The organism is Streptomyces sp. NPDC089915, from assembly GCF_040684675.1.
Lineage (GTDB): Bacteria > Actinomycetota > Actinomycetes > Streptomycetales > Streptomycetaceae > Streptomyces.
This window is the reverse complement of sequence record NZ_JBFBGN010000001.1, coordinates 153,613-180,249: the sequence shown is the minus strand read 5'-3', so window position 1 is coordinate 180,249 and position 26,637 is coordinate 153,613. Positions and strand designations below refer to the sequence as shown.

The following is a 26,637-nucleotide window of genomic DNA, read 5'->3' as shown; positions in this document are numbered from 1 at the left end:
CGGTGACCCGACCCCGGCTCGACTCGACCTCTCGGCATGAACAAGGACTCGGTGGGACCAAGAATGTCCAATGACGACGCACGGCTTCTCGACTACCTCAAGCGGGTCACGGCGGATCTGCACCAGACCCGGCGCCGGCTCCAGGAGGTCGAGAACCAGGACCACGAGCCCATCGCCATCGTCGCGATGAGCTGCCGCTACCCCGGGGGCATCAGCACCCCGGACGACCTGTGGCGGCTCGTGGCCGAAGGCCGGGACGCCATCAGCACCTTCCCCACGGACCGCGGCTGGGACCTCGACGGGCTGCGCGGCGACGAGACGGACGCCGCCGACTCCGGCAGCAGCTACGTCGACGAGGGCGGCTTCGTCCATGACGTCGCCGACTTCGACGCCGGCTTCTTCGGGATCAGCCCCAACGAGGCGCTGACCATGGACCCCCAGCAGCGGCTGCTGCTGGAGGTGTCCTGGGAGGCCATCGAGCGGGCCGGCATCGACCCCGCGTCCCTGCGCGGCAAGCCGGTCGGCGTCTTCGCGGGCTCCGGCATCCAGGACTACGAGTACCTGATCGGCGCGGCCGGCGAGGTGGCCGAGGCCTACATGACCACCGCCAACGCCGCCGCCGTCATCTCCGGCCGCATCTCGTACACCCTGGGCCTGGAAGGCCCCGCCGTCACCGTAGACACGGCCTGCTCTTCGTCGCTGGTCTCCCTCCACCTGGCCGCCCAGGCGCTGCGGCAGCGGGAATGCTCGCTGGCCCTGGCCGGCGGTGTGATGGTGATGTCCACGCCGTCCCCGTTCATCGCGTTCAGCAAGCAGCGCGGCCTCGCCCCCGACGGCCGCTGCAAGGCGTTCGCCGAAGCGGCCGACGGCACCGGATGGTCCGAGGGCGCGGGCATGCTCGTCCTCGAACGGCTCGCCGACGCCCGCCGCAACGGCCACCCCGTCCTCGCCGTCGTCCGCGGCTCGGCCGTCAACCAGGACGGCGCCAGCAACGGCCTGACCGCCCCCAACGGCCGCGCGCAGCAGCGCGTCATCCGCCAGGCGCTCGCCAACGCCAAGCTGCCCGCCTCCCAGGTCGACGTCGTCGAGGGCCACGGCACGGGCACCACCCTCGGTGACCCCATCGAGGCGCAGGCCCTCCTCGCCACCTACGGCCAGGACCGGCCCGAGGGCCGGCCGCTGTGGCTCGGCTCCATCAAGTCCAACATCGGGCACGCGCAGGCCGCCGCCGGTGTCGGCAGCGTCATCAAGATGGTCATGGCCCTGCGCAACGGGGTGCTCCCGCAGACCCTGCACGTCGACGCGCCGTCGAGCCACGTCGACTGGTCGGCCGGCCAGGTCCGGCTGCTGGACGAGGCACGGGCGTGGGAGCGCGGCGAGGAGCCGCGCCGCGCCGGTGTCTCCGCGTTCGGCGTCAGCGGCACCAACGCGCACGTCATCCTGGAGGAAGCCCCCACCGACGGCCCGGCCGAGGCCGCGGAGGCGGCCGAAGCCCCCGAGGAGGCCGCCGCGGCGGCCGTCGCGCTGCCCTCCGTACTGCCCTGGCCGGTCTCCGGCCGGGACGCCGCGGCGCTCGCCGCCCAGGCGGGCCGGGTGCACGCCCACGTCACCGCCGGCCCGGAGCTCGGCTCCGCGGACCTCGCCTACTCCCTGGCCACGACCCGCGCGGCGCTCGACCACCGTGCGGTCGTCCTCGCGGACGGCCGGGACGGCGCACTCGCCGGGCTCGCCGCCCTGGAGGCCGGGCAGCCCCACGCGAGCCTCGTACGCGGCGTCGTGACGAAGGGCTCCACGGCGTTCCTGTTCACGGGGCAGGGTGCGCAGCGGCTGGGGATGGGGCGTGAGCTGTATGGGGCGTTTCCGGTGTTCGCGGAGGCGTTCGATGCCGTGTGCGCGGAGGTCGACGTCCACCTGGGGCGTTCGCTGAAGGAGGTGGTGTGGGGTGGGGACGTCGAGGCGCTGAACGCGACCGCGGTCACCCAGCCCGCGCTGTTCGCCCTGGAAGTGGCCCTGTTCCGGCTGGTGGAGGCGTGGGGTGTCAGGCCCGATGTCGTGGCCGGTCACTCGATTGGTGAGCTGGCGGCGGCGCATGTCGCCGGGGTGTTCTCGCTGGCGGACGCGGCGCGGTTGGTGGTGGCGCGTGGTCGTCTGATGCAGGAGCTTCCTGCGGGTGGTGCGATGCTCGCGGTCCAGGCGACGGAGGACGAGGTCCTGCCGCTGCTGACGGAGGGTGTCGGTGTCGCGGCGGTCAACGGGCCGCAGTCCGTGGTGGTTTCGGGTGCGGAGGCGGCTGTCCTGGCCGTCGGTGAGCACTTCACCGTCGCCGGTCGCAAGACGAGCCGTCTGGCGGTCTCGCACGCCTTCCACTCCTCCCTGATGGACCCGATGCTGGACGAGTTCCGCGCGCTGGCCGTCGAACTGTCCTACGGCGAGCCGAGGTTCGGGATCGTCTCGACGGTCACCGGCACGACCTCCGCCGACTGGCAGTCGCCCGAGTACTGGGTCGGCCAGGTCCGTGAGGCGGTCCGGTTCGCGGACGCCGTCCGGACGCTGGAGGGGCAGGGCGTCACCCGGTTCCTGGAGATCGGTCCCGACGGCATCCTGACCGGGCTCGCCCAGCAGAGCGCCGAAGCCGAACACGCCCTCCTCGTACCGGCCCTGCGCCGGGGCCGCCCCGAGCCGGAGGCCCTGATCGCCGCCGTGGCGCAGCTCCACACCTGCGGCGTGGCCGTCGACTGGCAGGCCTTCTACGCCGGCACCGGCGCCCACCGCGTCGACCTGCCCACCTACGCCTTCCAGCGCACCCGCTACTGGGTCGAGGGCACCGGCGCCCTCGGTGACCTCTCCGCCGCAGGTCTGGCGTCCGCCGCACACCCGCTGCTCGGGGCCGTGGTCTCCCTCGCCGACTCCGGCGGTGTGGTGCTGACCGGCCGCGTCTCGGTGTCGGCGCAGCCGTGGCTGGCCGACCACCTCGTGGGCGACTCCGTGGTCTTCCCCGGCACCGGCTTCGTGGAACTCGCCGTCCGCGCCGGTGACCAGGTCGGCTGCGAACTGCTCGAAGAGCTCATGCTCCAGGCCCCCCTCGTGCTTCCCGAGCGCGGAGCGGTCGCCCTCCAGGTCGAGGTCGGCGCGGCCGACACCTCCGGGCGACGCCCGGTCAGCGTCCACTCGCGCCGCGACGACCAGCCCGACCAGCCGTGGACCCTGCACGCGGCCGGAGTGCTGGCCGCCGGCTCCGCCGACTCCTCCTTCGACGCCGCCTTCGCCACCGTCGACCTGGGTGTCTGGCCTCCGGCGTCCGGCACCCCGATCGAGACCGACGGCGTCTACGAGGCCCTCGCCGAGGCCGGTCTGCCCTACGGCCCCGCCTTCCGCGGCCTGACGGCCGCCTGGAGCGCCGGGACCGAGGTCTTCGCCGAGGTCGCCCTGCCCGAGCGGGCGCACGCCGACGCCGCCGCGTTCGGGCTGCACCCCGCGCTGCTGGACGCCTCGCTGCACGGCTCCGTCTTCACCGACCTGTTCGCCGGGGCCGAGGGCCCGGTCCTGCCGTTCGCGTGGACCGGGGTGCGCCTGCACGCCTCCGGCGCCACCCGGCTGCGCGTGCGGATCGCCCCCGCCGGCGCGGGCGCCATGGCCCTGTCCGTCGCCGACGAGACCGGTCGGCCCGTGCTCTCCGTGGACTCCCTCGTCCTGCGCGAGGTCTCCGCCGAGCAACTCGCGGCCGCCCGCACCGTCGCCCACGAGTCCCTCTTCGCCCTCGACTGGGCCGAACTCTCCGCCGCTCCGGCCGCTCCGGCCGCCGCCCCGGCCGACTGGGACACCCTGCCCGCCGCCGGGCCCGTGCCGGACAGCGTCGTCCTGCACTCCCTGCCCGCGACCGACCCCGCCGGGGTGCGGGCCGCCACCGGCCGGGTGCTCGCCGCCCTGCAGAGCTGGCTCGCCGACGAGCGGTACGCCGCCTCGCGGCTGGTCATCGCCACCCGGGGCGCCGTGGCGCTGCCCGGCGAGGACACCACCGACCTGGCCGGCGCGGCCGTCTGGGGCCTGGTGCGCTCGGCTCAGACGGAGAACCCGGGCCGGTTCCTGCTGACCGACCTCGCGGAGGACTCCGAGGCCGCCTCGGCCGTCGCCGCCGACGAACCCCAGACCGTCGTGCGCGGCGCCACCGTCCACGGCGCCCGCCTGGTGCGGCTCGCCGACGACCCCGAACGGCGGACCCGGCCCGACTTCGGCAACGGCACCGTCCTGGTCACCGGCGCGACCGGCGCGCTGGGCCGGCTCGTGGCCCGACGGCTGGTCGAGGGCCACGGCGTACGGAACCTCCTGCTGGTCTCCCGCCGGGGCGCGGACGCCCCCGGCGCCGCGGAACTGAGCGCCGAACTGCGGGAGCTGGGCGCCGAGGCGACCCTCGCCGCCTGTGACGCGGGCGACCGCGAGGCCCTCGCCGCACTGATCTCCGGCGTTCACCTCACCGGGGTCGTCCACCTCGCGGGCGTCCTCGAAGACGCCCTCATCGGCTCACTGACCCCGCAGAGCCTGGACACCGTCCTGCGGGCCAAGGCCGACGCCGCCCTGCACCTGCACGAGCTGACCCGCGGCCTGGAACTGTCGGCGTTCGTGCTGTTCTCCTCCGCGACCGGTGTCCTCGGCGTCCCCGGCCAGGGCAACTACGGCGCGGCCAACGCCCTGCTCGACGGCCTCGCCGCCCACCGGCGCGCCCAGGGCCTGCCCGCCCAGTCCCTCGCCTGGGGACTGTGGGCTAGCGGCATGTCCGGCGCGCTGACCGACGCGGACCTCCAGCGGATGAGCCGTACCGGCATCGGCGCCCTCACCGCCGAGTACGGCGTGGACCTCTTCGACCGCGCCCTGACCGTCGACTCCCCGCTGGTCCTGCCCATCCGGCTCGACGTACGCACCCTCGCCGAGGCCGGCGAGGCCCTGCCGGCGCTCTTCCGCGGCCTCGTCCGCGTCCGGGCCCGCCGCAGCGCCGTGTCCGCCCCCGAGGCGGCCGGCTCCCTGAAGGGCCGGCTCGCCGGACTGGACCGGGACGAACGCGTCACCGTGCTGCTCGACCTCGTCCGCACCCAGGTCGCCGCCACCCTCGGCTACCCCGGCCCGCACGCGGTCGACGAGATCCGCGCCTTCAGCGAGCTGGGCTTCGACTCCCTCACCGCCGTCGAGTTCCGCAACGCCGTCAGCGCCGCCACCGACGTCCGACTGCCCGTCACGCTGGCCTTCGACTACCCCAACCCCCGCGCCCTGGCCCGTCACCTCCTCGACGAACTCGACGGCGCCGCCGGTCAGTCCGGGCCCGCCGCCGTGACCGCCGTGCGGCCCGGCCGGGTGGACGACGACCCGATCGCCATCGTCGCCATGTCCTGCCGCTACCCCGGCGGTGTCCGCACCCCCGAGGACCTGTGGCGGCTGGTCGTCGACGGAGTCGACGCCGTATCCGGCTTCCCCGGCAACCGCGGCTGGGACCTGGACCGCATCTACGACCCCACCGCGGAGCGGCCGCACACCAGCTATGCCCGCGAAGGCGGATTCCTCCACGAGGCGGGCGAGTTCGACCCGGCCTTCTTCGGGATCAGCCCCAACGAGGCCGCCGTCATGGACCCGCAGCAGTTCCTGCTGCTGGAGACGGCCTGGGAGGTCTTCGAGCGCGCCGGGATCGACCCGGAGACCCTGCGCGGCAGCATGACGGGCTGCTACGCCGGCATGATGTACCACGACTACGCCGCCAACAACAGCACCGGAGCCATCGCCTCCGGGCGGGTCTCGTACGTCTTCGGCCTCGAAGGTCCCGCCGTCACCGTCGACACCGCCTGCTCCTCGTCCCTGGTGGCCCTGCACATGGCCGCCCAGGCACTGCGCTCCGGCGAGTGCTCCCTCGCCCTGGCCGGCGGCGTCGCCGTCATGGCGACCCCCGAGGTCTTCGTCGAGTTCAGCCGCCAGCGCGGCCTCGCCCCCGACGGCCGCTGCAAGTCCTTCGGCGCCGGCGCCAACGGCACCGGCTGGGGCGAGGGCGCCGGCATGCTGCTCCTGGAACGGCTCTCCGACGCCCGCCGCAACGGCCACCCGGTCCTCGCGACGATCAAGGGCTCGGCGCTCAACCAGGACGGTGCGAGCAACGGCCTCACCGCTCCGAACGGCCCCTCGCAGCAGCGGGTGATCCGCCAGGCCCTCACCAACGCGGGCCTGACGGCAGCCGAGGTCGACGCCGTCGAGGCACACGGCACCGGCACGGTCCTCGGTGACCCGATCGAGGCGCAGGCCCTGCTGGCGACGTACGGCCAGGGCCGGGCGGAGGGGCAGCCGCTGTGGCTGGGCTCCATCAAGTCCAACATGGGTCACACGCAGGCCGCGGCCGGTGTCGCCGGGATCATCAAGATGGTCATGGCGATGCGGCACGGCGTCCTGCCGCCCACGCTGCACGCCGAGGAACGCTCGGACCAGATCGACTGGTCGGCGGGCGACGTGGAACTCCTCACCGAGGCACGGGAATGGCGGCCCGAGGGCCGTCCACGGCGCGCCGGCATCTCCTCCTTCGGCATCAGCGGCACCAACGCCCACGTCATCGTCGAGGAAGCCGCCGACGCACCCCGCCCGGCCGGCACCGCCGGACTGCCCGTCGCGCCCTGGGTGCTGTCGGCGAAGTCCCGGCAGGCCCTCGCGGGCCAGGCCGAACAGCTCCTGGCGGTGGCCGAGGAGCACGAGGCCGAGGACATCGGCCACACCCTCGCCGCAACCCGCAGCACGATGGACCACCGCGCGGTCCTGACCGGTGACCGCACGGCCGCCCTGGCCGCGCTGGCGGCGGGGGAGGAGCACCCGGCTCTGATCACCGGCCAGGCCCAGCAGGGCGGCCGGACGGCCTTCCTGTTCACGGGGCAGGGCGCGCAGCGCCTCGGGATGGGGCGTGAGCTGTACGAGGCGTTCCCCGAGTTCGCCGCCGCGTTCGACGCGGTGTGCACCGAGGTCGACGCACACCTGGGCCGGTCGCTCAAGGACGTCGTGTGGGGTGGGGACGCGGAGGCGCTCAACGCCACCGCGATCACTCAGCCCGCGCTCTTCGCGGTCGAGGTCGCGCTCTGCCGCCTCGTGGAGGCGTGGGGCGTCAAGCCGGATGTCGTCGCCGGTCACTCCATAGGTGAGCTGGCCGCCGCGCACGTCGCGGGTGTCTTCTCCCTCGCGGATGCGGCCCGGCTGGTCGTGGCACGCGGCCGTCTGATGCAGGAGCTTCCTGCGGGTGGCGCGATGCTGGCCGTGCAGGCCACGGAGGACGAGGTCCTGCCGCTGCTGACCGACGGGGTTGGTATTGCGGCGGTCAACGGGCCGCAGTCCGTGGTGGTTTCGGGTGTGGAGGCGGCCGTCCTGGCCGTCGGCGAGCACTTCTCGGCGATCGGTCGCAAGACCAGCCGCCTCGCGGTCTCGCACGCCTTCCACTCGGCCCTGATGGACCCGATGCTGGACGAATTCCGAGCCATGGCCGACTCGTTGACCTACACGGCGCCCCGCGTCTCGGTGGTCTCCACCGTGACGGGTGAGCTGTGCTCGGACTGGCAGTCGCCCGAGTACTGGGTCGGCCAGGTCCGCGAGGCGGTCCGTTTCGCGGACGCCGTCCGGACGCTGGAGGAGCAGGGTGTCACCCGGTTCCTGGAGATCGGCCCCGACGCCGTCCTCACCGGCCTCGCCGGCCAGAGCATCGACTCCGACCAGGCCGTGCTCGCCCCCGCGCTGCGGCGCAACCGCCCCGAGCCCGAGGCGCTCGTCGCCGGGCTGGGACTGCTCCACACGGCCGGTGCGTCCGTCGACTGGGCGGCGTTCTACGCCCCCGCCGGCGCCCGCCGCGTCGAACTCCCGACCTACGCCTTCCAGCGCACCCGCTACTGGATCGGCATGGAGGAGTACCTCGCCAACTCGTGGATCGGCTCCGGCAGCGGCAGCATGGCGACCGCCGGCCTGGCCGACGCCGGCCACCCGCTGCTCGGTGCCGTCCTGCCCTCCCCGGACACGGACCTCGTCACCTTCACCGGCCGGCTCTCCGCGAGCACGCACGGCTGGATCGCCGACCACGACGTCCTCGGCAGCATCCTGCTGCCCGGCACCGGCTTCGTGGAACTGGCCATCCGCGCCGGCGACCAGGTGGGCTGCGGCGCCCTCGAAGAGCTGGCGCTCCAGGCGCCGTTGATCCTGCCGGAGCGCGGCGCCCTGACCGTGCAGATGGTCGTCGGCGGCGCCGACGGCACCGGGCGCCGCTCGGTGAGCGTCTACTCGCGCGCCGAGGAGCGCCCGGACCTGCCGTGGACCCTGCACGCCGACGGTGTGCTCGCCCCCACCGCCCAGGCCCCCGCCTTCGAGCTGGCGGCCTGGCCGCCCGCCGGGGCGGACGCCCTGCCGCTGGACGGGGCCTACGAGGGCCTCCGTGAGCGGGGCTTCGGATACGGCCCGGTCTTCCAGGGCCTCAAGGCCGCATGGCGGCGCGGTGACGAACTCTTCGCCGAGGTGTCCCTGCCCGAGCAGGCGCACGCCGAGGCGGCGGAGTTCGGCATCCACCCGGCCCTGCTCGACGCCGCCATGCACGCCGCCCTCGTGAACGGCACCGGCGGCGACGAGACCGTGCTGCCGTTCGTGTGGAAGGACATCACCCTGCACGCGGCGGGGGCCTCCTCCATCCGCGTCAGGATCACCCAGCCGACCCCGGAGAGCCTGTCGCTCCAGGTCGCCGACGCGACCGGTGCGCCGGTCGTCACCGTCGGCGCGGTCGTCGGCCGCCCGGTCTCGACCGAGCAGCTCGACACCGCCAGTGGCAACGAGTCACTGTTCCGGATCGCCTGGAACCCGGTGCCGGGCTCCGCCGCCTCTGCCGCGCCCCGGCAGTGGACGCGGTGGGAGGACCGGCCTGCCGAGGGCCCCGTGGACGGCGCGGTCGTCTTCGAGTGCCAAGCGAACGACCCCGACGTGCCCACCGCCGTCCACGCCCTGGCGAACCAGGTCCTCGGTGTGGTGCAGGAGTGGCTGTCGGAGCCTCGTTTCGAGGGTGGGTCGTTGGTGGTGGTCACGCGTGGTGCGGTGGCTGTCGTCGATGGTGAGCGGGTGGATGTGCGGCAGGCTCCGGTGTGGGGTCTGGTGCGGTCGGCGCAGGCGGAGAATCCGGGTCGGTTCGTGCTGGTGGACACTGACGATTCGCTGGAGCTCGGGGTGGTTGCGGGTCTGGGTGAGGCGGAGCTGGCTGTTCGGGCCGGTGGGGTGCTGGTGCCCCGGCTGGCGCGGCTGGCGGTCTCGGAAGGTGATGAGCCGCAGTGGGACGGTTCGGGCACGGTGTTGGTGACCGGTGGTACGGGTGGTCTGGGTGCTTTGGTGGCCCGGCATCTGGTGGTGGAGCACGGGGTGCGGCATCTGTTGCTGCTGGGCCGTCGTGGTCCGGATGCTCCGGGTGTCGCCGAGTTGATTGCTGATCTGACTGAGTTGGGTGCCAGTGTCACGGTTGCCGCGTGTGATGTGGCGGATCGTGCAGCTCTGGCCGGGGTGTTGGCGGGTGTGGATGGTGCGCATCCGTTGTCGGGTGTGGTGCATGTGGCGGGTGTCGCGGACAACGGTGTGGTGGGTGCGCTGACGGTTGAGCGGATGGATGCGGTGTTGCGGCCGAAGGCGGATGCGGCGTGGCATCTGCACGAGTTGACCAGGGCTCTGGGTCTGTCGGTGTTCGTGATGTTCTCCTCGGCCGGTGGTCTGGTGTTGGCGGCGGGGCAGGGCAATTACGCGGCGGCGAACGTGTTCCTGGACGCGCTGGCGGCCCACCGCCACGCCGAAGGCCTCCCGGCCACCGCGATGGCCTTCGGCCTCTGGGGCGTCAACACCGGCATGACCACGATGCTGGACCTGGCCGAGGAGCGGATGGCGGCCCAGGGCCTGCCCGCGCTCTCCCAGGCCGAGGGCCTCGCCCTCTTCTCCCTGTCCCTCCGCTCCGGGCAGCCCGCCGTGGTCCCGCTGCGCGTCGACACGAACGTCCTGCGCGGCCGCGCCGGGGAACTCCCCGTCCTGCTGCGCGGCATCGTGCGCGTACCGGTGCGCCGGACCGCACAGTCCGGCGACGGCGCGGACGGGCTCGCCGCCCGGCTGGCCGGCCTCGACGCCGAAGGCCGCGCCGCCGCCCTGCTGGACCTCGTACGCGGCCAGGTCGCCGGCGTACTCGGCCACGCCTCGGCGGACGCCATCGAGCCGGAGCGGGCCTTCAGCGAGCTGGGCTTCGACTCCCTCGCCGCCGTCGAGCTGCGCAACCGGCTCGGCGCGGCGACCGGGCTGCGGCTGCCCGCCACGCTGATCTTCGACTACCCGACCGCGCAGGCCGTCGCCGACCACATCGGCGCCGAGGCCGGTGGCGCGGACCGGGCGGCCCTCGTGCCCGCCCGGGCCCTGCCCACCGTCGGCGGAGCGGACGCGGACGACCCGATCGTGATCGTCGGGATGGGCTGCCGCTACCCGGGCGGGGTGACCACCCCCGAGGAACTGTGGACCCTGGTCGCCGATGGGGTCGACGCCATCGGCGGGTTCCCGGCCGACCGCGGCTGGGACCCGGAGGTCTACGACCCGGAACCCGGCACCCCCGGCAAGTCCTACGCCCGCGAGGGCGGATTCCTGTACGACGCAGCCGAGTTCGACCCGGCGTTCTTCGGGATCAGCCCCAACGAGGCGCTGATGATGGACCCGCAGCAGCGACTGCTGCTGGAGGTCTCCTGGGAGGCGATCGAGCGGGCCGGGATCGACCCCACCACCCTCAAGGGCAGCTCGACCGGCATGTTCGCGGGCGTCATGTACCACGACTACGCGCTCGGCGTGGAGGCCGCGGCCAGCAGCGGCGGCAGCCTCGTCTCCGGCCGCACCTCCTACACCCTCGGCCTCGAAGGGCCCTCGGTCACCGTCGACACGGCCTGCTCCTCCTCGCTGGTGGCCCTGCACATGGCGGCCCAGGCGCTGCGCTCCGGCGAGTGCTCGCTCGCCCTGGCCGGCGGTGTCGCCGTCATGGGAACGCCGGGCATGTTCGTCGAGTTCAGCCGCCAGCGCGGGCTCGCCCCCGACGGCCGCTCGAAGTCCTTCGCGGCCTCGGCGGACGGGGTCGCCTGGGGTGAGGGCGCGGGCGTCCTGCTCCTGGAGCGGCTCTCCGACGCACGGCGCAACGGCCACCCCGTGGTCGCCGTCGTCCGTGGCTCGGCGCTCAACCAGGACGGCGCCAGCAACGGCCTGACCGCTCCGAACGGCCCCTCGCAGCAGCGGGTGATCCGCCAGGCCCTCGCCAACGCGGGCCTGTCGGCCGCCGAGGTCGACGCCGTCGAGGCGCACGGCACCGGCACCACCCTCGGCGACCCCATCGAGGCGCAGGCCCTGCTGGCCACCTACGGCCAGGACCGGCCCGAGGGCCGGCCGCTGTGGCTCGGCTCCGTCAAGTCCAACATGGGCCACACCCAGGCCTCCGCGGGTGTCGCGGGCATCATCAAGATGGTCATGGCCATGCGCCACGGCGTCCTGCCCAAGACCCTGCACGTGGAAGCCCCCTCGGACCAGGTCGACTGGGAGGCGGGCAGCGTGGAGCTGCTCACCGAGGCCCGTGACTGGGTGGCGTCCGGCGGACCGCGCCGGGCGGGCGTGTCCTCGTTCGGGATCAGCGGGACGAACGCCCACGTGATCGTCGAGGAGGCGCCCGCGAGCGCCGGGGAGCCGGCCGTACGGTCCGAACTCCCCGCCGTCCCGTGGGTGCTGTCGGCGAAGTCCCCGCAGGCGCTGGCCGCCCAGGCCGAGCGGCTGCTGGAGCGGATCGCCGAGCGGCCCGGGACGGAGTCGGTGGACATCGGCCTCTCCCTGGCCTCCTCGCGCACCGCGTTCGCCCACCGGGCGGTGGTCGTCGGGACGGAGCGGGCGGAGCTGCTGCGCGGTCTGACCGCGCTGGCACAGAGCCGCAACGCCCCGGTGGTGCTCAAGGACCAGGCGCGCCGTAGCGGAAAGACGGCGTTCCTCTTCACCGGCCAGGGTGCGCAGCGCCTCGGCATGGGCCGCGAACTGTACGCGTCCTACCCGGTGTTCGCCGCCGCGTTCGACGCGGTGTGCGCGGAGATCGATGTCCACCTGGGGCGTTCGCTCAAGGAGGTCGTGTGGGGTGAGGACGTCGAGGCGCTGAACGCGACCGCGATCACCCAGCCCGCGCTGTTCGCTCTGGAAGTCGCCTTGTTCCGGCTGGTGGAGGCGTGGAGCGTGAAGCCCGACGCCGTCGCCGGTCACTCGATCGGCGAGCTGGCCGCCGCGCACGTCGCGGGCGTGTTCTCGCTCTCCGACGCGGCCCGGCTGGTCGTGGCGCGCGGCCGTCTGATGCAGGAACTCCCGGCGGGCGGTGCGATGCTCGCGGTGCAGGCCGGCGAGGAGGAGGTGCTGCCGCTGCTGACGGACGGCGTGGGCATCGCCGCCGTCAACGGTCCCGACTCCGTGGTGGTTTCGGGAGTGGAGGCGGCCGTCCTGGCCGTCGGCGAGCACTTCGCGGCGATCGGTCGCAAGACCGGCCGCCTGGCCGTCTCGCACGCGTTCCACTCCTCGCTCATGGACCCGATGCTCGAAGCGTTCCGCGCCGTCGCCGAGGAACTGACCTTCGCCGAGGCCCGCGTGCCGGTGGTCTCCACCGTCACCGGCCGGCCCTCCGCGGACTGGCGGTCGCCCGAGTACTGGGTCGGCCAGGTCCGCGAGGCGGTCCGGTTCGCCGACGCCGTCCGGACCCTGGAGGAGCAGGGCGTCACCCGGTTCCTGGAGATCGGCCCCGCCGGTGTCCTCACCGGGCTCGCCCAGCAGGTCCTCGATGCCGGGCAGGCCGTGTCGGCGGCAGCCCTGCGCAAGGACCGCGGAGAGCCCGAGTCGCTGGTCACCGCCCTCGCGCAGCTGCACGTGGACGGCGTACGGGTGGACTGGCCCGCCTACTACGCCGGGGCCGGAGCCCGGATCGTGGAACTGCCGACGTACCCCTTCCAGCGGACCCGCCACTGGGTCGACGCCGCCAAGCCCGCCACCGACGCGGTCGCCGTCGGCCAGCTCGCCCTGGACCACCCGCTCCTCGCGGCGGTCGTCCCGGCCCCCGACTCCGACGCCGTGACCTTCACCGCGCGGATCTCGCCGGACGCCCAGCCCTGGGTGGCCGACCACGCCGTGCACGGCAGCGTCCTGCTGCCCGGCACCGGCTTCGTGGAGCTCGCCCTCCAGGCCGGCGACCACGTCGGCTGCCGCCTCCTGGAGGAACTGACCCTCCAGGCCCCGCTGGTGCTGCCGGAGCGCGGAGGCGTCTCCCTCCAGGTCGTCGTCGGCGAACCCGACGCGCAGGCCCGGCGCCCGGTCCAGGTGTACTCCCGGCCCGAGAGCCGCCCCGACGAGCCGTGGACCCGGCACGCCGACGGCATCCTCGCCCCCGACCCCGGCGCGCCCGGCGACGGGCTCACCGCCTGGCCGCCCGCGGGCGCCGAGGAGCTGGACGCCGACGGACTGTACGACCAGCTCGGTGTACGCGGCTTCGGCTACGGCCCCGTCTTCCAGGGCCTGACCGCCGCCTGGCGGCACGGCGACGCCCTCTACGCGGAGATCGAGCTGCCCGAGCAGGCGCACGCCGACGCCGGACGCTTCGGCCTCCACCCCGCCCTGCTCGACGCCTCGATGCACGCGCTCGGCTTCGGCGGGCTCGGCGCCGACGAGGACGAGGGACGCGCCCTGCTCCCCTTCTCCTGGGCGGGCGTCACCCTGCACGCCGCGTCCGCGACCGCCGTACGGGTCCGGCTCGCACCGGTCGAGGGGCAGCGCAACGCGGTGCGCCTCGACCTGGCCGACCCGGCCGGCGCGCCCGTCGCCTCGGTGGCGGCGCTGCTGCTGCGGCCCGTCGCGGTGGAGCAGCTCGGGTCCGGCGGGTTCCGGGACGCACTGCTGGCCGTCGAATGGCAGCCGGTCCGGGGCGGGAACGGGCCGCGCGGTGCGTGGACCGTTGCAGGCCCGGGCCTGGAAGCCGCCGGGATACCGGTGGCCGCGGGGCTGGACGCCCTGAGCGCGGCGGGCGCGGACGTCCCCACGACCGTGCTGCTGCCCGTCGTCGCGGCGGCCCCGGCCGCCGGGCGGGAGGACGAGGTGCCCGCCGGGGTGCGGACCGCGGTGGACACCGCGCTCGCCGCGGTCCAGCGGTGGCTGGCCGAGCCCGCGTTCGGGCAGTCGAGGCTGGTCCTGGTCACCCGGGCCGCGACGGCCGTCCGCGACGGCGACCCCGTCGACGTGCGCCAGGCGCCCGTCTGGGGGCTGGTGCGGGCCGCTCAGGCGGAGAACCCCGGCCGGTTCACCCTGCTGGACCTGGAGGAGGGCGAGGTCTCCCCGCGGGCGCTGGCCGCCGCCCTGGCCTCCGGGGAACCCGAGCTGGCGATCCGGCAGGGCAAGGTGCTGGCACCCCGCCTCGCCCGGTCCGCCGCGGCGGGCGGTGACAGCCCCTGGGACACCGAGGGCACCGTGCTCGTCACCGGTGGCACCGGAGGCCTCGGCGCCCTCGTGGCCCGGCACCTGGTGACCGAGCACGGAATCCGCCACCTGGTCCTCACCAGCCGCCGGGGCCCCGGCGCCCCGAACGCGGCCGGACTGCGCGAGGAGCTGACCGCGCTGGGCGCCCGGGTGGAGATCGCCGCCTGCGACGTCTCCGACCGCGACGCGGTGGCCGCGCTGATCGGCTCGATCGATCCGGCGCACCCGCTGCGCGGCGTCGTGCACGCCGCCGGTGTGGCCCACAACGGCCTGATCGGGGCGCTCACCCCCGAGCAGGTGGACCACGTCCTGGCGGCCAAGGCCGACGCGGCCTGGCACCTGCACGAACTGACCGCCGGGCTCGACCTGCCGGTGTTCGCGCTGTTCTCCTCGGCCGGCGGGCTCGTCATGGCCGCCGGACAGGGCAACTACGCCGCCGCGAACGTGTTCCTCGACGCGCTCGCCCAGCACCGTCGCTCGCGCGGCCTGGCCGCCACCTCCATGGCCTTCGGCCTGTGGGACACCCAGACGGGGCTGAGCCAGTGGCTCGGCGAGGCCGACCTCCAGCGCATGCGCCGTACCGGTACCCCCGCGCTGTCCGAGGAGGAGGGCCTGTGGCTCTTCGACGCGGCGGTCGCGGCCGACGCCCCTGCGCTCGTGCCGCTGCGGGTCGACCTGGGCGCCCTGCGCGCCCGGACCGACGAGGTGCCCGCGCTGCTGCGCGGCCTGGCACCCACCGCACGCCGCCGGGCCGGCGCGGCCGCCGGACCCGCCGAGGCGGGCGCCCTGCGGGAGCGGATCCGCGGGCTCGGCGAGGCCGAACGCGAGCGGGTCGTACGGGAAGCGGTCCTCACCCACGCGGCCGAGGTCCTCGGGCACGCCGACGCGAGCGCGGTCGACGCCGAGGCGGGCTTCCTGGAAGCGGGCTTCGATTCGCTGACCGCCGTCGAGCTGCGCAACCGGCTGAACGCCGCCGCCGGGCTGTCCCTGCCGGCGATGGTGGTCTTCGACAGCAAGAACCCGCTCGAACTGGCCCGGCTCCTCACCGCCCGGCTCGCCGCGGCCCAGGGTGAGCCCGGCCAGGCGGCGGCGACGCCCGCGCAGGGCGACAGCCCCCTCGACGACACCCTGTACGGCCTGTTCCTCGACGCGATCATGTCGGGCAACCTCCAGCCGGGGCTCGCGATGCTGCGGTCCGTGGCCGCCCTGCGGCCGTCCTTCGCCTCGGCGGCGGACCTGGCGGAGCCGCCCGCGGCGGTCTCCTACGGAGCCCGCGGCCGGCAGGAGGCCGAGGGGCCGGAGGCGCCCCGGCTGATCTGCCTCAGCACCCCGACGGTCGCGGGCGGCGTGCACCAGCACGCGCGCCTCGCGGCCCGCCTCTCGATGCCGGTGGCCGGTATCCCCACCCCCGGTTTCGGGCGCGGGGAGTCGCTGCCGGAGTCCTTCGACGCGGCCGTCGACGTCCTCGCCGAGGCCGTGCTGCGGGCCGCCGACGGAGAACCGTTCGCCCTGCTCGGCTTCTCCTCGGGCGGTCTGCTCGCCCACGCCACCGTGGCCCGCCTGGAGCAGGTCCACGGGGTGCGCCCCGCCGGCCTGGTGCTGCTGGACACCTACCACATGGGCGCGACGAACGACGCGCTCTTCGATCAGATGGCCTTCGCCGTCCCCGGCAAGGCGGCCACCCTGGGCTCCTTCAGCAGCGCCGAACTCTCCGCGATGGGCCGGTACGTGGAGCTGCTCCCGCAGTTCCGCCAGGCCGAGATCGAGGCACCGGTGCTGTTCGTCCGGGCCGGGGACCTCTTCGAGATGGGCGAGGGCTCGGGGATCGCTCCCGACGCCCCGGCCGCCGACTGGCAGGCCGACTGGGAGGGCGCGCAGACCGTCGCGACCGTCCCCGGCACCCACTTCACCATCGTCGAACAGCACGTCGACACGACGGCCCCCGTCATCGACCGCTGGCTGACGGAGCTGAAGGAGCGGATCTCCTGATGACCCCGACCCCGACCGGGGCCGTGACCCCGGCCCCGACCCCGACGACCGACCCCGAAACGACGAGCAGAGGCGGCACGACGGTGACCCTGAGCACGGAACGCCCGGCGGCGGTCCACGAACCGGCGCAGCTGATCCACGAGTTCATGCTGGCGGCGGCCCGGACAGCCCCGGACAGCCCGGCGGTCTGGGAGGCCGCCGGGGACGGCACCTCCCGCGTCCTGACCTACCGCGCGCTGGAGCGCAGGGCCCACGACTACGCCGTGACCCTCGACTCCCTCGGACTCGACATCGGCGAGCGGGTGATCCTGGAGAGCGACAACTCCGCCTCGGCCGTGGCGATGCTGCTGGCCTGCTCGATGCTCGGGCTCACCTTCATCCCGGTGAGCCCCGAGGTCCCCACCCCCCGGCTGCTGGCCATCGCCGCCACCGCCGAGCCCGCGCTGCACCTCCAGGCGACGGCCGGCGGACGCGAGGGCGTGCCCGAGTCCATCGGCACGGCCCGCTTCGGCCCCGAAGGGGTCAGCATCGAGCGGGCCCCCGCCCCGCAGGTGCGCCACCGGCGGGAACCGGTCACCACCGACGCCGCCTACATGATCTTCACGTCGGGCACCACGGGCCGGCCCAAGGGTGTCGTGATGAGCCACCGCGGGGTGCTGTCCTTCTACCGGGGCATGCTCCGGCACGGCATCGTCACCGCCGAGGACCGCCTCGCCACCACCTCCCCGCTCCAGTTCGACTTCGCCCTGCTCGACATCGGGCTGGCCCTGGGCTCCGGCGCCCAGCTGATCCCCGTGCCGCGCGAACTGATGCACTGGCCGCGCCGGCTGCTGCGCTTCCTCACCGACACCGGCGCCACCCAAGTCGACGGTGTGCCGTCCATCTGGCGGCCCGTCCTGCGGCACGAGGCCAAGGGCCTGGCCGCGCTGGCCGGCCGGCTGCGCGGGGTGCTGTTCTCCGGCGAGGCCTTCCCGCTCCCCGAACTGCGCCAGCTACAGGCCCTGTTGCCCCACACCCGGGTGGTGAACTGCTTCGGGCCGACGGAGGCGATGGCCTTCTCCCTCACGGACGTGCCGAACCCGCTGCCCGAGGGCATCGACAAGCTCTCCATCGGATTCGCCTACCCCGGCGCCGAGATGCTGCTGATCGACGAGAACGGCAAGCCCGTCGAGGAGCCCGGTGCGGTGGGGGAGATCCACCTGCGCGGCCCCTCCCTCTTCACCGGCTACTGGGACGACCCCGAGGCGACCCGGGCGGTCCTGGTGCCCGACCCGCTGAACCCCCGTTCCGGCCAAGTGGTCTACAAGTCCAATGACCTGGCCTACCGCGGCGACGGCGGTGAGCTGTACTTCATCGGCCGCTCCGACCTCCAGGTCAAGATCCGCGGCAACCGGGTGGAGCTGGGCGAGATCGAGCGCAGGCTCCTGGAGTTCCCCGGCGTGGAGGCCGCAGCGGCGGTCGTCCGGCCGCGCGAGGGCACCGACCCGGAGCTCTACGCGTACGTCGTGCCCGCCCGGGGATTCGCCGCCGACCCGGTGGTGCTCAGCGCGTTCTGCAAGGAGACCCTGCCCGAGTACATGGTGCCGCGGAAGGTGGCCCTGCTGCCCGGTCTGCCGCTCACCCCCAACGGCAAGACCGACCGCCGGGCCCTGGCGGCACTCGTCGCCGGGAACGGCTGAAACCCCACCCCGGCCCCCCTGACCCGACCCCTGTTCCGACCCCTATTGCGACCCCTGAAACGGCTCCGGCCCCGGCGCGGCGCGCCCCGGGGTCCGTTTACTGGACACACGCCCCCGCCACGACAGCATTGGACAGTCCCCATGACCAGCTCCCTGAGCGAGAACGACAACGCCGGACCGGAGGTAAAAGCGGGCCGCAAGGAATGGATCGCCCTCGGCGTTCTGCTCCTGCCCGTGCTGCTCGTTTCCATGGACCTGACGGTTCTCTACTTCGCCATCCCCTCCATCAGCGAGGATCTGCGACCGTCCGGCAGCCAGCAGCTGTGGATGATCGACATCTACGGCTTCGTCCTGTCCGGCGTCCTGCTCACCATGGGCTCGCTCGGTGACCGCATCGGCCGCCGGCGCCTCCTCCTGATCGGCGCCCTGGTCTTCGGGGCCGGTTCCGTGCTGGCCGCCTACGCCTCCAGCGCCGACATGGTGATCATCGCCCGGGCGCTCCAGGGGATCGGCGGGGCGACGCTGATGCCCTCCACCCTCGCGCTGATCCGCAACCTGTTCCGTGACCAGACCCAGCGGCGCAGCGCCGTCGCCGTGTGGTCCACCGGCATGGCCGCCGGTGCGGCGCTCGGCCCGGTGGTCAGCGGCGCCCTGCTCAACGGCTTCTGGTGGGGCTCGGTCTTCATGATCAACGTCCCGGTGATGCTGCTCCTGCTCGTGGCGGCGCCGTTCCTGCTGCCCGAGTTCCGTGACGCCGCGGCGGGCAGGTTCGACCTCATCAGCGCCGCGCTCTCGCTCGGCGTCGTCCTGCCGGTCATCTACGGCTTCAAGCGGATCGCCGTCGACGGCTTCTCCCTGCCCTACGTCGGCGCCATCCTGGTGGGCCTGGCCCTCGCCCCGGTGTTCCTGCGCCGCCAGCGCACCAGCGCCGACCCGATGGTCGACCTCACGCTGTTCCGCAACGGGGCCTTCGGCGCCTCGGTCACCGTCAACATGCTGGCCTGCTTCACCCTGGTCGGCTACTCGCTCTTCAGCACCCAGTACATGCAGTCGGTGCTCGGCATGACCGCCCTGAAGTCCGCGCTGTGGACCATCCCCGGCACGCTCGCGGTCGGCGCCGTCGTTCCCGTCGCCACCGTCCTCGTGCGTACCGTCAAGCCCGCCCACATCATCGGCACCGGCTTCGCCCTGGCCACCGTCGCGCTGCTGATGCTCACCCAGGTGCCCGCCGAGGACGGCCTGGTCCTCATCCTGATCGGCATCATCGCGCTCGCCGTCGGGCTGACCCCGGTGCTCACCCTGGTCACCGAGCTCGTCGTCGGCCAGGTCCCGCCGGAGCGCGCCGGCACCGCCTCCGCCCTGCTCCAGACCGGCCAGGAACTCGGCGGCGCCCTGGGCGTCGCCGTCCTCGGCAGCATCGGCGCGGCCGTCTACCGCAACAGCTCCGCGCTGGACGCCCCCGCCGGGGTGCCCGCCGACGCGCTGGGCTCGGCCCGCGAGACCATCGGCGGGGCGCTCGCGGCCGCCGGGAAGCTCGGCGGCGACGCCTCCGCCAACCTGGTCGAGGCGGCCCGTGCCGCCTTCACCAGCGAGGTGCACGCCGCCTCGGTGGCCGGGGCGGTCGTGATGGCCGGCGCGGCGGTGTTCGCCGTGATCGGGCTGCGCGCCGTCCAGAACGACAACGCGCGCGCCGCCGAACTGGCCGGCGCCCCGCTGGAGCCGAAGCAGGCCGCCGAGCGGCCGGGCGTGGGCGCCGCCTAGCCCCTGCCGCCCCTCCGGGGGCCCACCCGCAACCGCCCAGGACCGCGTTCCCCCGTCGGTCCTGGGCGGCTTCGCCATGCCCGGACGGCCCTCGCGTACGCCCCCGTGGACCCGCCCGGCGGTGTCGGCCGAAACCTCGAGAAGGGGTGGTACTGGGGTCGGCTCTGGGGTCCGGTGGCCGAATCGTTTTCCTAGCATCGAATCGCGTTCGAGCACACGCTCCGAACTGCCAGGCACCCAGGCTGGAGGAATATCCGCATGTCCCTGCTGGCAACCGATTCTGTCGAGACGGCACGGTTCCGCGCGCTCGGGCCGCGCCAGCTCGACGAGATCGCCGACCGCTACGGCCTGCCCGCCGACATACGGGAGACCGTCCGGCTCGTCTCGATGGTGCTGCCCTTCCGCGTCAACGAGTACGTCCTGTCGCACCTGATCGACTGGGACCGCATCCCGGACGACCCGATGTTCCAACTGGTCTTCCCCCAGAAGGGGATGCTGACAGAGCAGAACGAACGGGACCTGGCCGCCCTCTCCGCCGACCCCGCCTCCAAGATCGCGCTGCGCACCCTCGTCCGGCAGATCCGCGGCCGGCTCAACCCGCACCCCTCCGGCCAGAAGGAACTCAACGTCCCCGTGCGGGAGGGCGCCGAGATACCCGGCCTCCAGCACAAGTACCGCGAGACCGTGCTGTACTTCCCGAGCCAGGGCCAGACCTGCCACTCGTACTGCACCTACTGCTTCCGCTGGGCCCAGTTCGTCGGCGACGCCGACCTGCGCTTCGCCGCCCCCGACCCGAGCGGCCTGATCTCCTACCTGGGCGGCCACCCGGACGCCGGCGACGTCCTGGTCACCGGCGGCGACCCGATGGTGATGACCACCGAACGTCTGCGCTCCCACCTGGAGCCGCTGCTCGCCGTCGACACCGTACGGACCATCCGCATCGGTACGAAGTCGGTGGCCTACTGGCCGCAGCGCTACGTCACCGACCCCGACGCCGACGAGCTGCTGCGCCTCTTCGAGCAGGTCGTCGCCTCGGGCCGCAACCTCGCCGTCATGGCGCACTTCAGCCACCCCCGGGAGCTGGAGACCGACCTCGCCCGGCAGGCCGTCGCCCGGATCCGCTCCACCGGCGCCCTCGTCTACTGCCAGGCCCCGCTGATCGCCCGGGTCAACGACGACGCGGATGTCTGGAGCCGGATGTGGCGGGCCGAACTGGCCCTCGGCGCCGTCCCGTACTACATGTTCGTCGAGCGCGACACCGGCCCGTACGACTACTTCCGGGTGCCGCTCGCCCGGGCCGCCGAGATCTTCCAGGCGGCCTACCGCACGCTGCCCGGCCTGGCCCGCACGGTCCGCGGTCCGGTGATGTCCGCGACGCCGGGCAAGGTGGCCGTGGACGGCGTGATCGAGACCGCCGAAGGCCGCTTCCTCCAGCTGCACATGGCGCAGGCCCGCGATCCCCGGCTGGTCGGCCGGCCCTTCCTGGCGCACTACGATCCCGACGCGGCCTGGCTGGACGAGCTGCGGCTCGACCGCAGCGTCCCGGCGGACATCGCCCGCGCGATCGCCGGTCCGGCCTGGAAGGCCGAGCCCGAGCTCTTCGGGATCCGGGCCGCCACCCCGCTGGGGAGCCCCGTATGAACGACATGAGGATGTCCCCGAACCTGGCGCTCAACCAGCTGGTGGCCCAGCGCCAGGCCGCCGGGGAGCCGCTGATCCACCTCGGCTTCGGCGAGTCGCGGCTGCCGCCGTTCGCCCCGCTCATGGAGCGGCTCGCCGCGGGCGCGAAGCGCAACGCGTACGGACCGGTGGCGGGTACGCCCGGTGTACGGGCCGCGGTGGCGGGCTACTTCAGCCGCCGGGGCGTCCCCACCGGGGCCGACCAGATCGTGGTCGCCCCCGGCAGCAAGCCGCTGCTGATGGCGCTGGGCCACGTCGTCCCCGGCGATGTGCTGCTGCCCCGCCCGGCCTGGAACACCTACGCCCCCCAGGCCCGGCTGGCCGGCAAGCACCCCATCGCCGTCGCCATCCCCGAGGAGTGCGGCGGCGTCCCGGACCCCCGGTCGCTGCGCGAGAGCATCACCGCCGCCCGCGTCCTGGGCCGGGACCCGCGCATCATGGTGCTGACCCTGCCGGACAACCCGACCGGCACCCTGGCCCCGCCCGCGCTGGTCCGCGAACTCTGCGCGATCGCCCGGGAGGAGGGCCTGCTGATCGTCTCGGACGAGATCTACCGGGACGTGGTGCACGACCCCGCGACCGAGTTCCTCAGCCCGGCCGAGGTGGCACCGGAGATCACCGTGACCGCCACCGGACTCAGCAAGAGCCTCGCCCTGGGCGGCTGGCGCATCGGCGCCGCCCGCTTCCCGCAGGGGCCGTGGGGCGAGTGGATCCGCAGCGGAGTGGTGTCCGTCGCCAGCGAGATCTGGTCGACGCTGGCGCAGCCGATGCAGGAGGTCGCCGAGTACGCCTTCGGCGAGCCGGAGGAGATCCGGGACCGGCTGCGGGCCAGTGCCCGGCTGCACGGGGCCGTCGCCCGCGAGGTGCACCGCATCGCCGTCGACGCGGGCGCCACCTGCCGGCCCCCCACCGGGGCGTTCTACGTCTACCCCGACTTCGAACCCGTGCGCGGCGAACTGGCGAAGTACGGGGTGACCGACTCCCCGACGCTGGCCCGCCGGATGCTGGACCTCGGGATCGTGGTGCTCGCCGGCCACCTGCTCGGCGACGAGGGCGAGGCGCTGCGCTTCAAGTGCGCCACCAGCATGCTCTACGGCGACACCGTCGGGGAGCAGCAGCTGGCGCTCGACGCCGCGGACCCGGTCGCCCTGCCGCACATCCGTTTACTGCTCGACCGGATCGAGGACGGTTTCCAGCAGCTCGTCCCCTGACGAATTCCCGGTCCCGCTCCCGGCGCAAAAGAAAGCGGCCCGACTCGGATTTCATGTCCTCGTCGGGCCGGCCGGGGGTTTCTATGGTCACGCAGAGGACTCGGTCTCGGTCATCAGCGTACGCCAGAGGATATCCGGGCTGGCGAAATTCTCCAGCTTCAGCGCATCGTCCAGAAAGCGGACGTCATAAGCGCCTTCCAGGGCGGCGAGCAGCTCGACCGTACCCATGGAGTCCAGGCCCAACTCGCGGAGTTGGGAATCCCCGGCCAGCTTCTCCTCGGCGGAGAGATAGGGCAGGAACGGACGGACGACGGACTCGAAAGCCTCGTCCCAGGTGTGATTCGTGAGTTCTGGCATACGGGAATGATGCTGCTGCCGTCCGTGTGTGTCAATGCGTCCCAGAAATGCGCGTCCGGCGCATACAGGGAACTCCTTCGATTTTTTCTGACGAGAGCTTGCCGGTAATTCCGGCGAGAAGGAGCGGTAATGGAACCAATCGCGCCGACCGCGCTGCACGCCCGTTTCCTGCGCGGCCTGGAGCGCTCGCCGCACCAGGTGGCGGTGCGCGTCGGGAAGGAGACCGTCGACTACACGACGGCCCACCGGCAGGCCCTCGCCTGGGCGGGCGCGCTGCTCTGCGCCCCCGGCGGCCCGCCCAAGGCCGTCGGGATCGTCGCCGGCCGCAGCCTCACCTCGTACGTCGCCATCCTGGCGAGCCTGTACGCCGGTCTGCCCGCGGTCCCCCTGCTGGCCGACTTCCCCGCCGGCAAGATCGCCTCGATGCTGGCCGCGGCGGAGGTCTCCGCGCTGATCGTGGACGAGGAGGGGGCCGCCCTCCTCGGCGCGGACCGGGGCGCCCTCCCGGCGGAACTCTCGGCGCTCGCCGGCCTTCCGGTGCTCGCCCCGCACATGGCCGCCGAGGAGACGGGGACACTCGCCGCCCTGGGCCTGGTCCCGGTCCGGACCGGTCCCGCGAGCGCCCTCCCGGCGCCCCGGTCCGCCGCCCCCGAAGACGTGGCGTACGTCCTGTTCACCTCGGGCTCCACCGGCCGCCCCAAGGGCGTCCGGCTCACCCACGGCAACATGGCGCACTACTTCGCGCTGATGGACTCCTGGTACGACTTCACCGCCGCCGACGTCTTCTCCCAGGCCGCCAACCTCAACTGGGACTCGGCCGTATCCGACCTGTGGTGCGCCTGGGCGGTGGGCGCGCCGCTGGTCTCCGTCTCCCCGCACGCCTACCGCGACCTGCCCGGCTTCGTGGCGGAGCACGGAATCACCGTCTGGTTCTCGGCGCCCAGCGTCATCTCGCTGTCCCGCCGGACCGGGCGTCTGGTGCCCGGCAGCATGCCCTCCCTGCGCTGGACCTACTTCGGCGGGGAGGCCCTCCAGTTCCAGGACACCGACGCCTGGCAGCGGGCCGCCCCGAACTCGGCGGTGATCAACGTCTACGGCCCCACCGAGATGACCATCACCACCCACCGCCACCGCTGGTCGCCCGAGGAGTCCACCCGGCTGGGCGTCAACGGCGTCGTCCCCCTCGGCCTGCTGCACGACGGCCACGCCGAGCTGCTCCTCGACGAGCACGGTGAGGACGCCGGGGACGAGGGCGAACTGTGGCTCGCCGGACCCCAGCTGTCGGCCGGCTACCTCGACCCCGAGGACGGCCGCGGCAAGTACCTGGAGCGCGACGGGGTCCGGTGGTACCGCACCGGCGACCGGGTCCGCCGGCTGGCCGGCGGCGAGCTGGTCTACCTGGGTCGCACCGACTCGCAGGTGCAGGTCCAGGGCTACCGCGTCGAACTCGCCGAGGTCGAACACGCCCTGCGGGACGCCTCACCGGTCACCGGCGCGGTGGTGGTCGGCGTCCCCGTCGCCAACAGCACCGAACTCGTCACCTTCTACCTCGGGGAGCAGCGCTCGCCGCAGGAGTTCCACCGCGACCTGGCCGGAGTGCTGCCGGCGCAGCTGATCCCGCGCCACTACCACCGGCTGGACGAGTTCCCGCTCAACACGAACAAGAAGACCGACCGGCTGGCGCTCACCGCCCGGGCCACCGCACTGCACGGCAAGCCCGCGCAGGTGCCGGCGCCCGTCCCCGTGCCGGTCCCCTGAACCTCCCCCACCGCAATCCGTCACGACCCCGGAAGAAGAAGTCGCCATGCACAGAAGATTCTGGCCCCGGCAGGGAGCGGTCCGCAGATTCGCCCTGCTGGCCGTAGCCGCCCTGACCGCCACCCTCGTCACCGCCCAGCCGGGCAGCGCCTACGGCGGGGCGTCCTGGTCCACCGGCGGCCACGACATCCGCAACAGCCGGTCCAACCCGCAGGAAGACACGATCAACAAGCGGAACGTCGGCCGCCTCAAGCCCAAGTGGACGTTCACCACGCACGGCGACGTGTCCGCCACCCCGGCCGTGACCGGCGGCGCGGTGTACTTCCCCGACTGGGGCGGCTACCTGCACAAGGTCGACGCCAAGACCGGCCGGCAGATCTGGTCGCACAAGGTCTCCGAGTACACCGGCGTCGCCGACTCGGTCTCCCGTTCCAGTCCGACCGTGGTGGGCGGCAGGGTCTACATCGCCGACTGGACCAAGGCCAACCTGATCTCGGTCGACGCGAACACCGGCGCCCTGGTGTGGAGCCGGCAGATCGACTCCCAGTACAAGGCCGTCCTCACCCAGTCGCCCGTCGTCCACGACGGCGTGATCTACCAGGGCGTCTCCTCCCGCGAGTCCGAGGGCGCCCTCGACCCCGCCTACCCCTGCTGCACCTTCCGCGGCAGCGTGAACGCCATCGACGCCGCCACCGGCGCGCTGCTGTGGCGCCAGTACACCGTCCCGGACAACGGCGGCAAGACCGGCGGCTACAGCGGCGTGGCCGTCTGGGGAACCCCGGCCCTGGACCCGGCCACCAACACCGTGTACTTCACCACCGGCAACAACTACACGGTGCCGAAGGAGGCCAGCGACTGCCAGACCGCCGGCGGCAAGCCCGGCCAGTGCCTGGCGCCCGACGACTACGTCGACTCCGTGCTCGCCCTCGACATGACCACCGGCCGCATCAAGTGGCACACCGGCTCCGGACGCTTCGACGCCTGGAACACCGGCTGCATCCCCGGCTTCCCGCCCAACAACTGCCCGCCGAACCCCGGCAACGACTACGACTTCGGCGACGGCGCCCACCTGTTCACGATCAAGGCCGCCGACGGCCGCTACCGCAAGGTGATCGGCGCCGGCGAGAAGAGCGGCGAGTACTGGCTGATGGACGCCACCACCGGCGACGTCGTCTGGAGCGCGGCCGCGGGCCCCGGAGGCCACATCGGCGGCATCGAGTGGGGCACGGCCAACGACGACAAGCGGATCTACGTCGCCGAGGCCAACTTCTTCCGCATCCCGTACACCCTGGCCGGCGCCACCACGACCACCACCCGCAGTTCCTTCGCCGCGCTCGACCCGCAGACCGGCAAGGTCCTGTGGCAGGTCGCCGACAAGACCGACGGTTTCGCCTGGGGCGCCCTGACCGCCGCGAACGGCGTCGTGTTCGGCGGGTCCACCAGCGGCGCCATGTACGCCCTGGACGCCGCCACCGGCGCGTACCTGTGGGAGTTCGACGCGCCGTACTCCTCCAACGCGGGCCCCGCGGTGGTCGACGGCACCGTCTACTGGGGCAACGGCTACGCCCGGTTCAGCCAGGGCGCCGGCACCACCGGCAACCTGACCTCCGGCACCTTCTACGCCTTCACGGTGGACGGCAGGTAGCGCCCGCCGCACCACACGACACCGAGGGGCCGGCGCC

Annotated in this window: 8 protein-coding genes; 7 read left to right on the top strand and 1 reads right to left on the bottom strand. The window is 73.6% G+C overall.

Going from position 1 to position 26,637, the window contains the following annotated elements:
• Positions 1-63 precede the first annotated feature (63 nt).
• From AB0O29_RS00700 to AB0O29_RS00680, 5 genes are all read left to right on the top strand, one after another.
• Complete coding sequence (locus AB0O29_RS00700; RefSeq protein ID WP_365143835.1) at positions 64-16,509, top strand: type I polyketide synthase; 16,446 nt, start codon at positions 64-66, stop codon at positions 16,507-16,509.
• 83 nt (positions 16,510-16,592) lie between these two features.
• Positions 16,593-18,188, top strand: a complete 1,596-nt coding sequence (locus AB0O29_RS00695) for an AMP-binding protein (protein ID WP_365143920.1) — start codon at positions 16,593-16,595, stop codon at positions 18,186-18,188.
• Positions 18,189-18,329: 141 nt separating this feature from the next.
• On the top strand, positions 18,330-19,949 hold the full coding sequence (locus tag AB0O29_RS00690) for an MFS transporter (RefSeq protein ID WP_365143832.1): 1,620 nt from the start codon (positions 18,330-18,332) through the stop codon (positions 19,947-19,949).
• Between the two features lie 258 nt (positions 19,950-20,207).
• Positions 20,208-21,590 carry a lysine 2,3-aminomutase gene (locus tag AB0O29_RS00685; RefSeq protein WP_365143829.1) on the top strand — a complete coding sequence of 461 codons (1,383 nt, stop codon included), beginning with the start codon at positions 20,208-20,210 and terminating at the stop codon, positions 21,588-21,590.
• Positions 21,587-22,840, top strand: a complete 1,254-nt coding sequence (locus AB0O29_RS00680) for a pyridoxal phosphate-dependent aminotransferase (protein WP_365143826.1) — start codon at positions 21,587-21,589, stop codon at positions 22,838-22,840. Before AB0O29_RS00685 ends, AB0O29_RS00680 begins: the two co-directional genes overlap by 4 nt.
• Before the next feature lie 87 nt (positions 22,841-22,927).
• On the opposite strand, the gene AB0O29_RS00675 is transcribed toward AB0O29_RS00680, so the two are convergent.
• A complete protein-coding gene (locus AB0O29_RS00675) occupies positions 22,928-23,197 on the bottom strand; it encodes a phosphopantetheine-binding protein (protein WP_365143823.1) in 270 nt (89 codons plus the stop codon).
• Between the two features lie 129 nt (positions 23,198-23,326).
• On the opposite strand from AB0O29_RS00675, the gene AB0O29_RS00670 reads away from it, so the two are divergent.
• Complete coding sequence (locus tag AB0O29_RS00670) at positions 23,327-24,955, top strand: AMP-binding protein (protein WP_365143820.1); 1,629 nt, start codon at positions 23,327-23,329, stop codon at positions 24,953-24,955.
• A 46-nt stretch (positions 24,956-25,001) separates the two neighbouring features.
• Positions 25,002-26,600 (top strand): PQQ-binding-like beta-propeller repeat protein, encoded by a 1,599-nt coding sequence (locus AB0O29_RS00665; protein ID WP_365143817.1) that lies wholly within the window; start codon positions 25,002-25,004, stop codon positions 26,598-26,600.
• Positions 26,601-26,637: the final 37 nt, after the last annotated feature.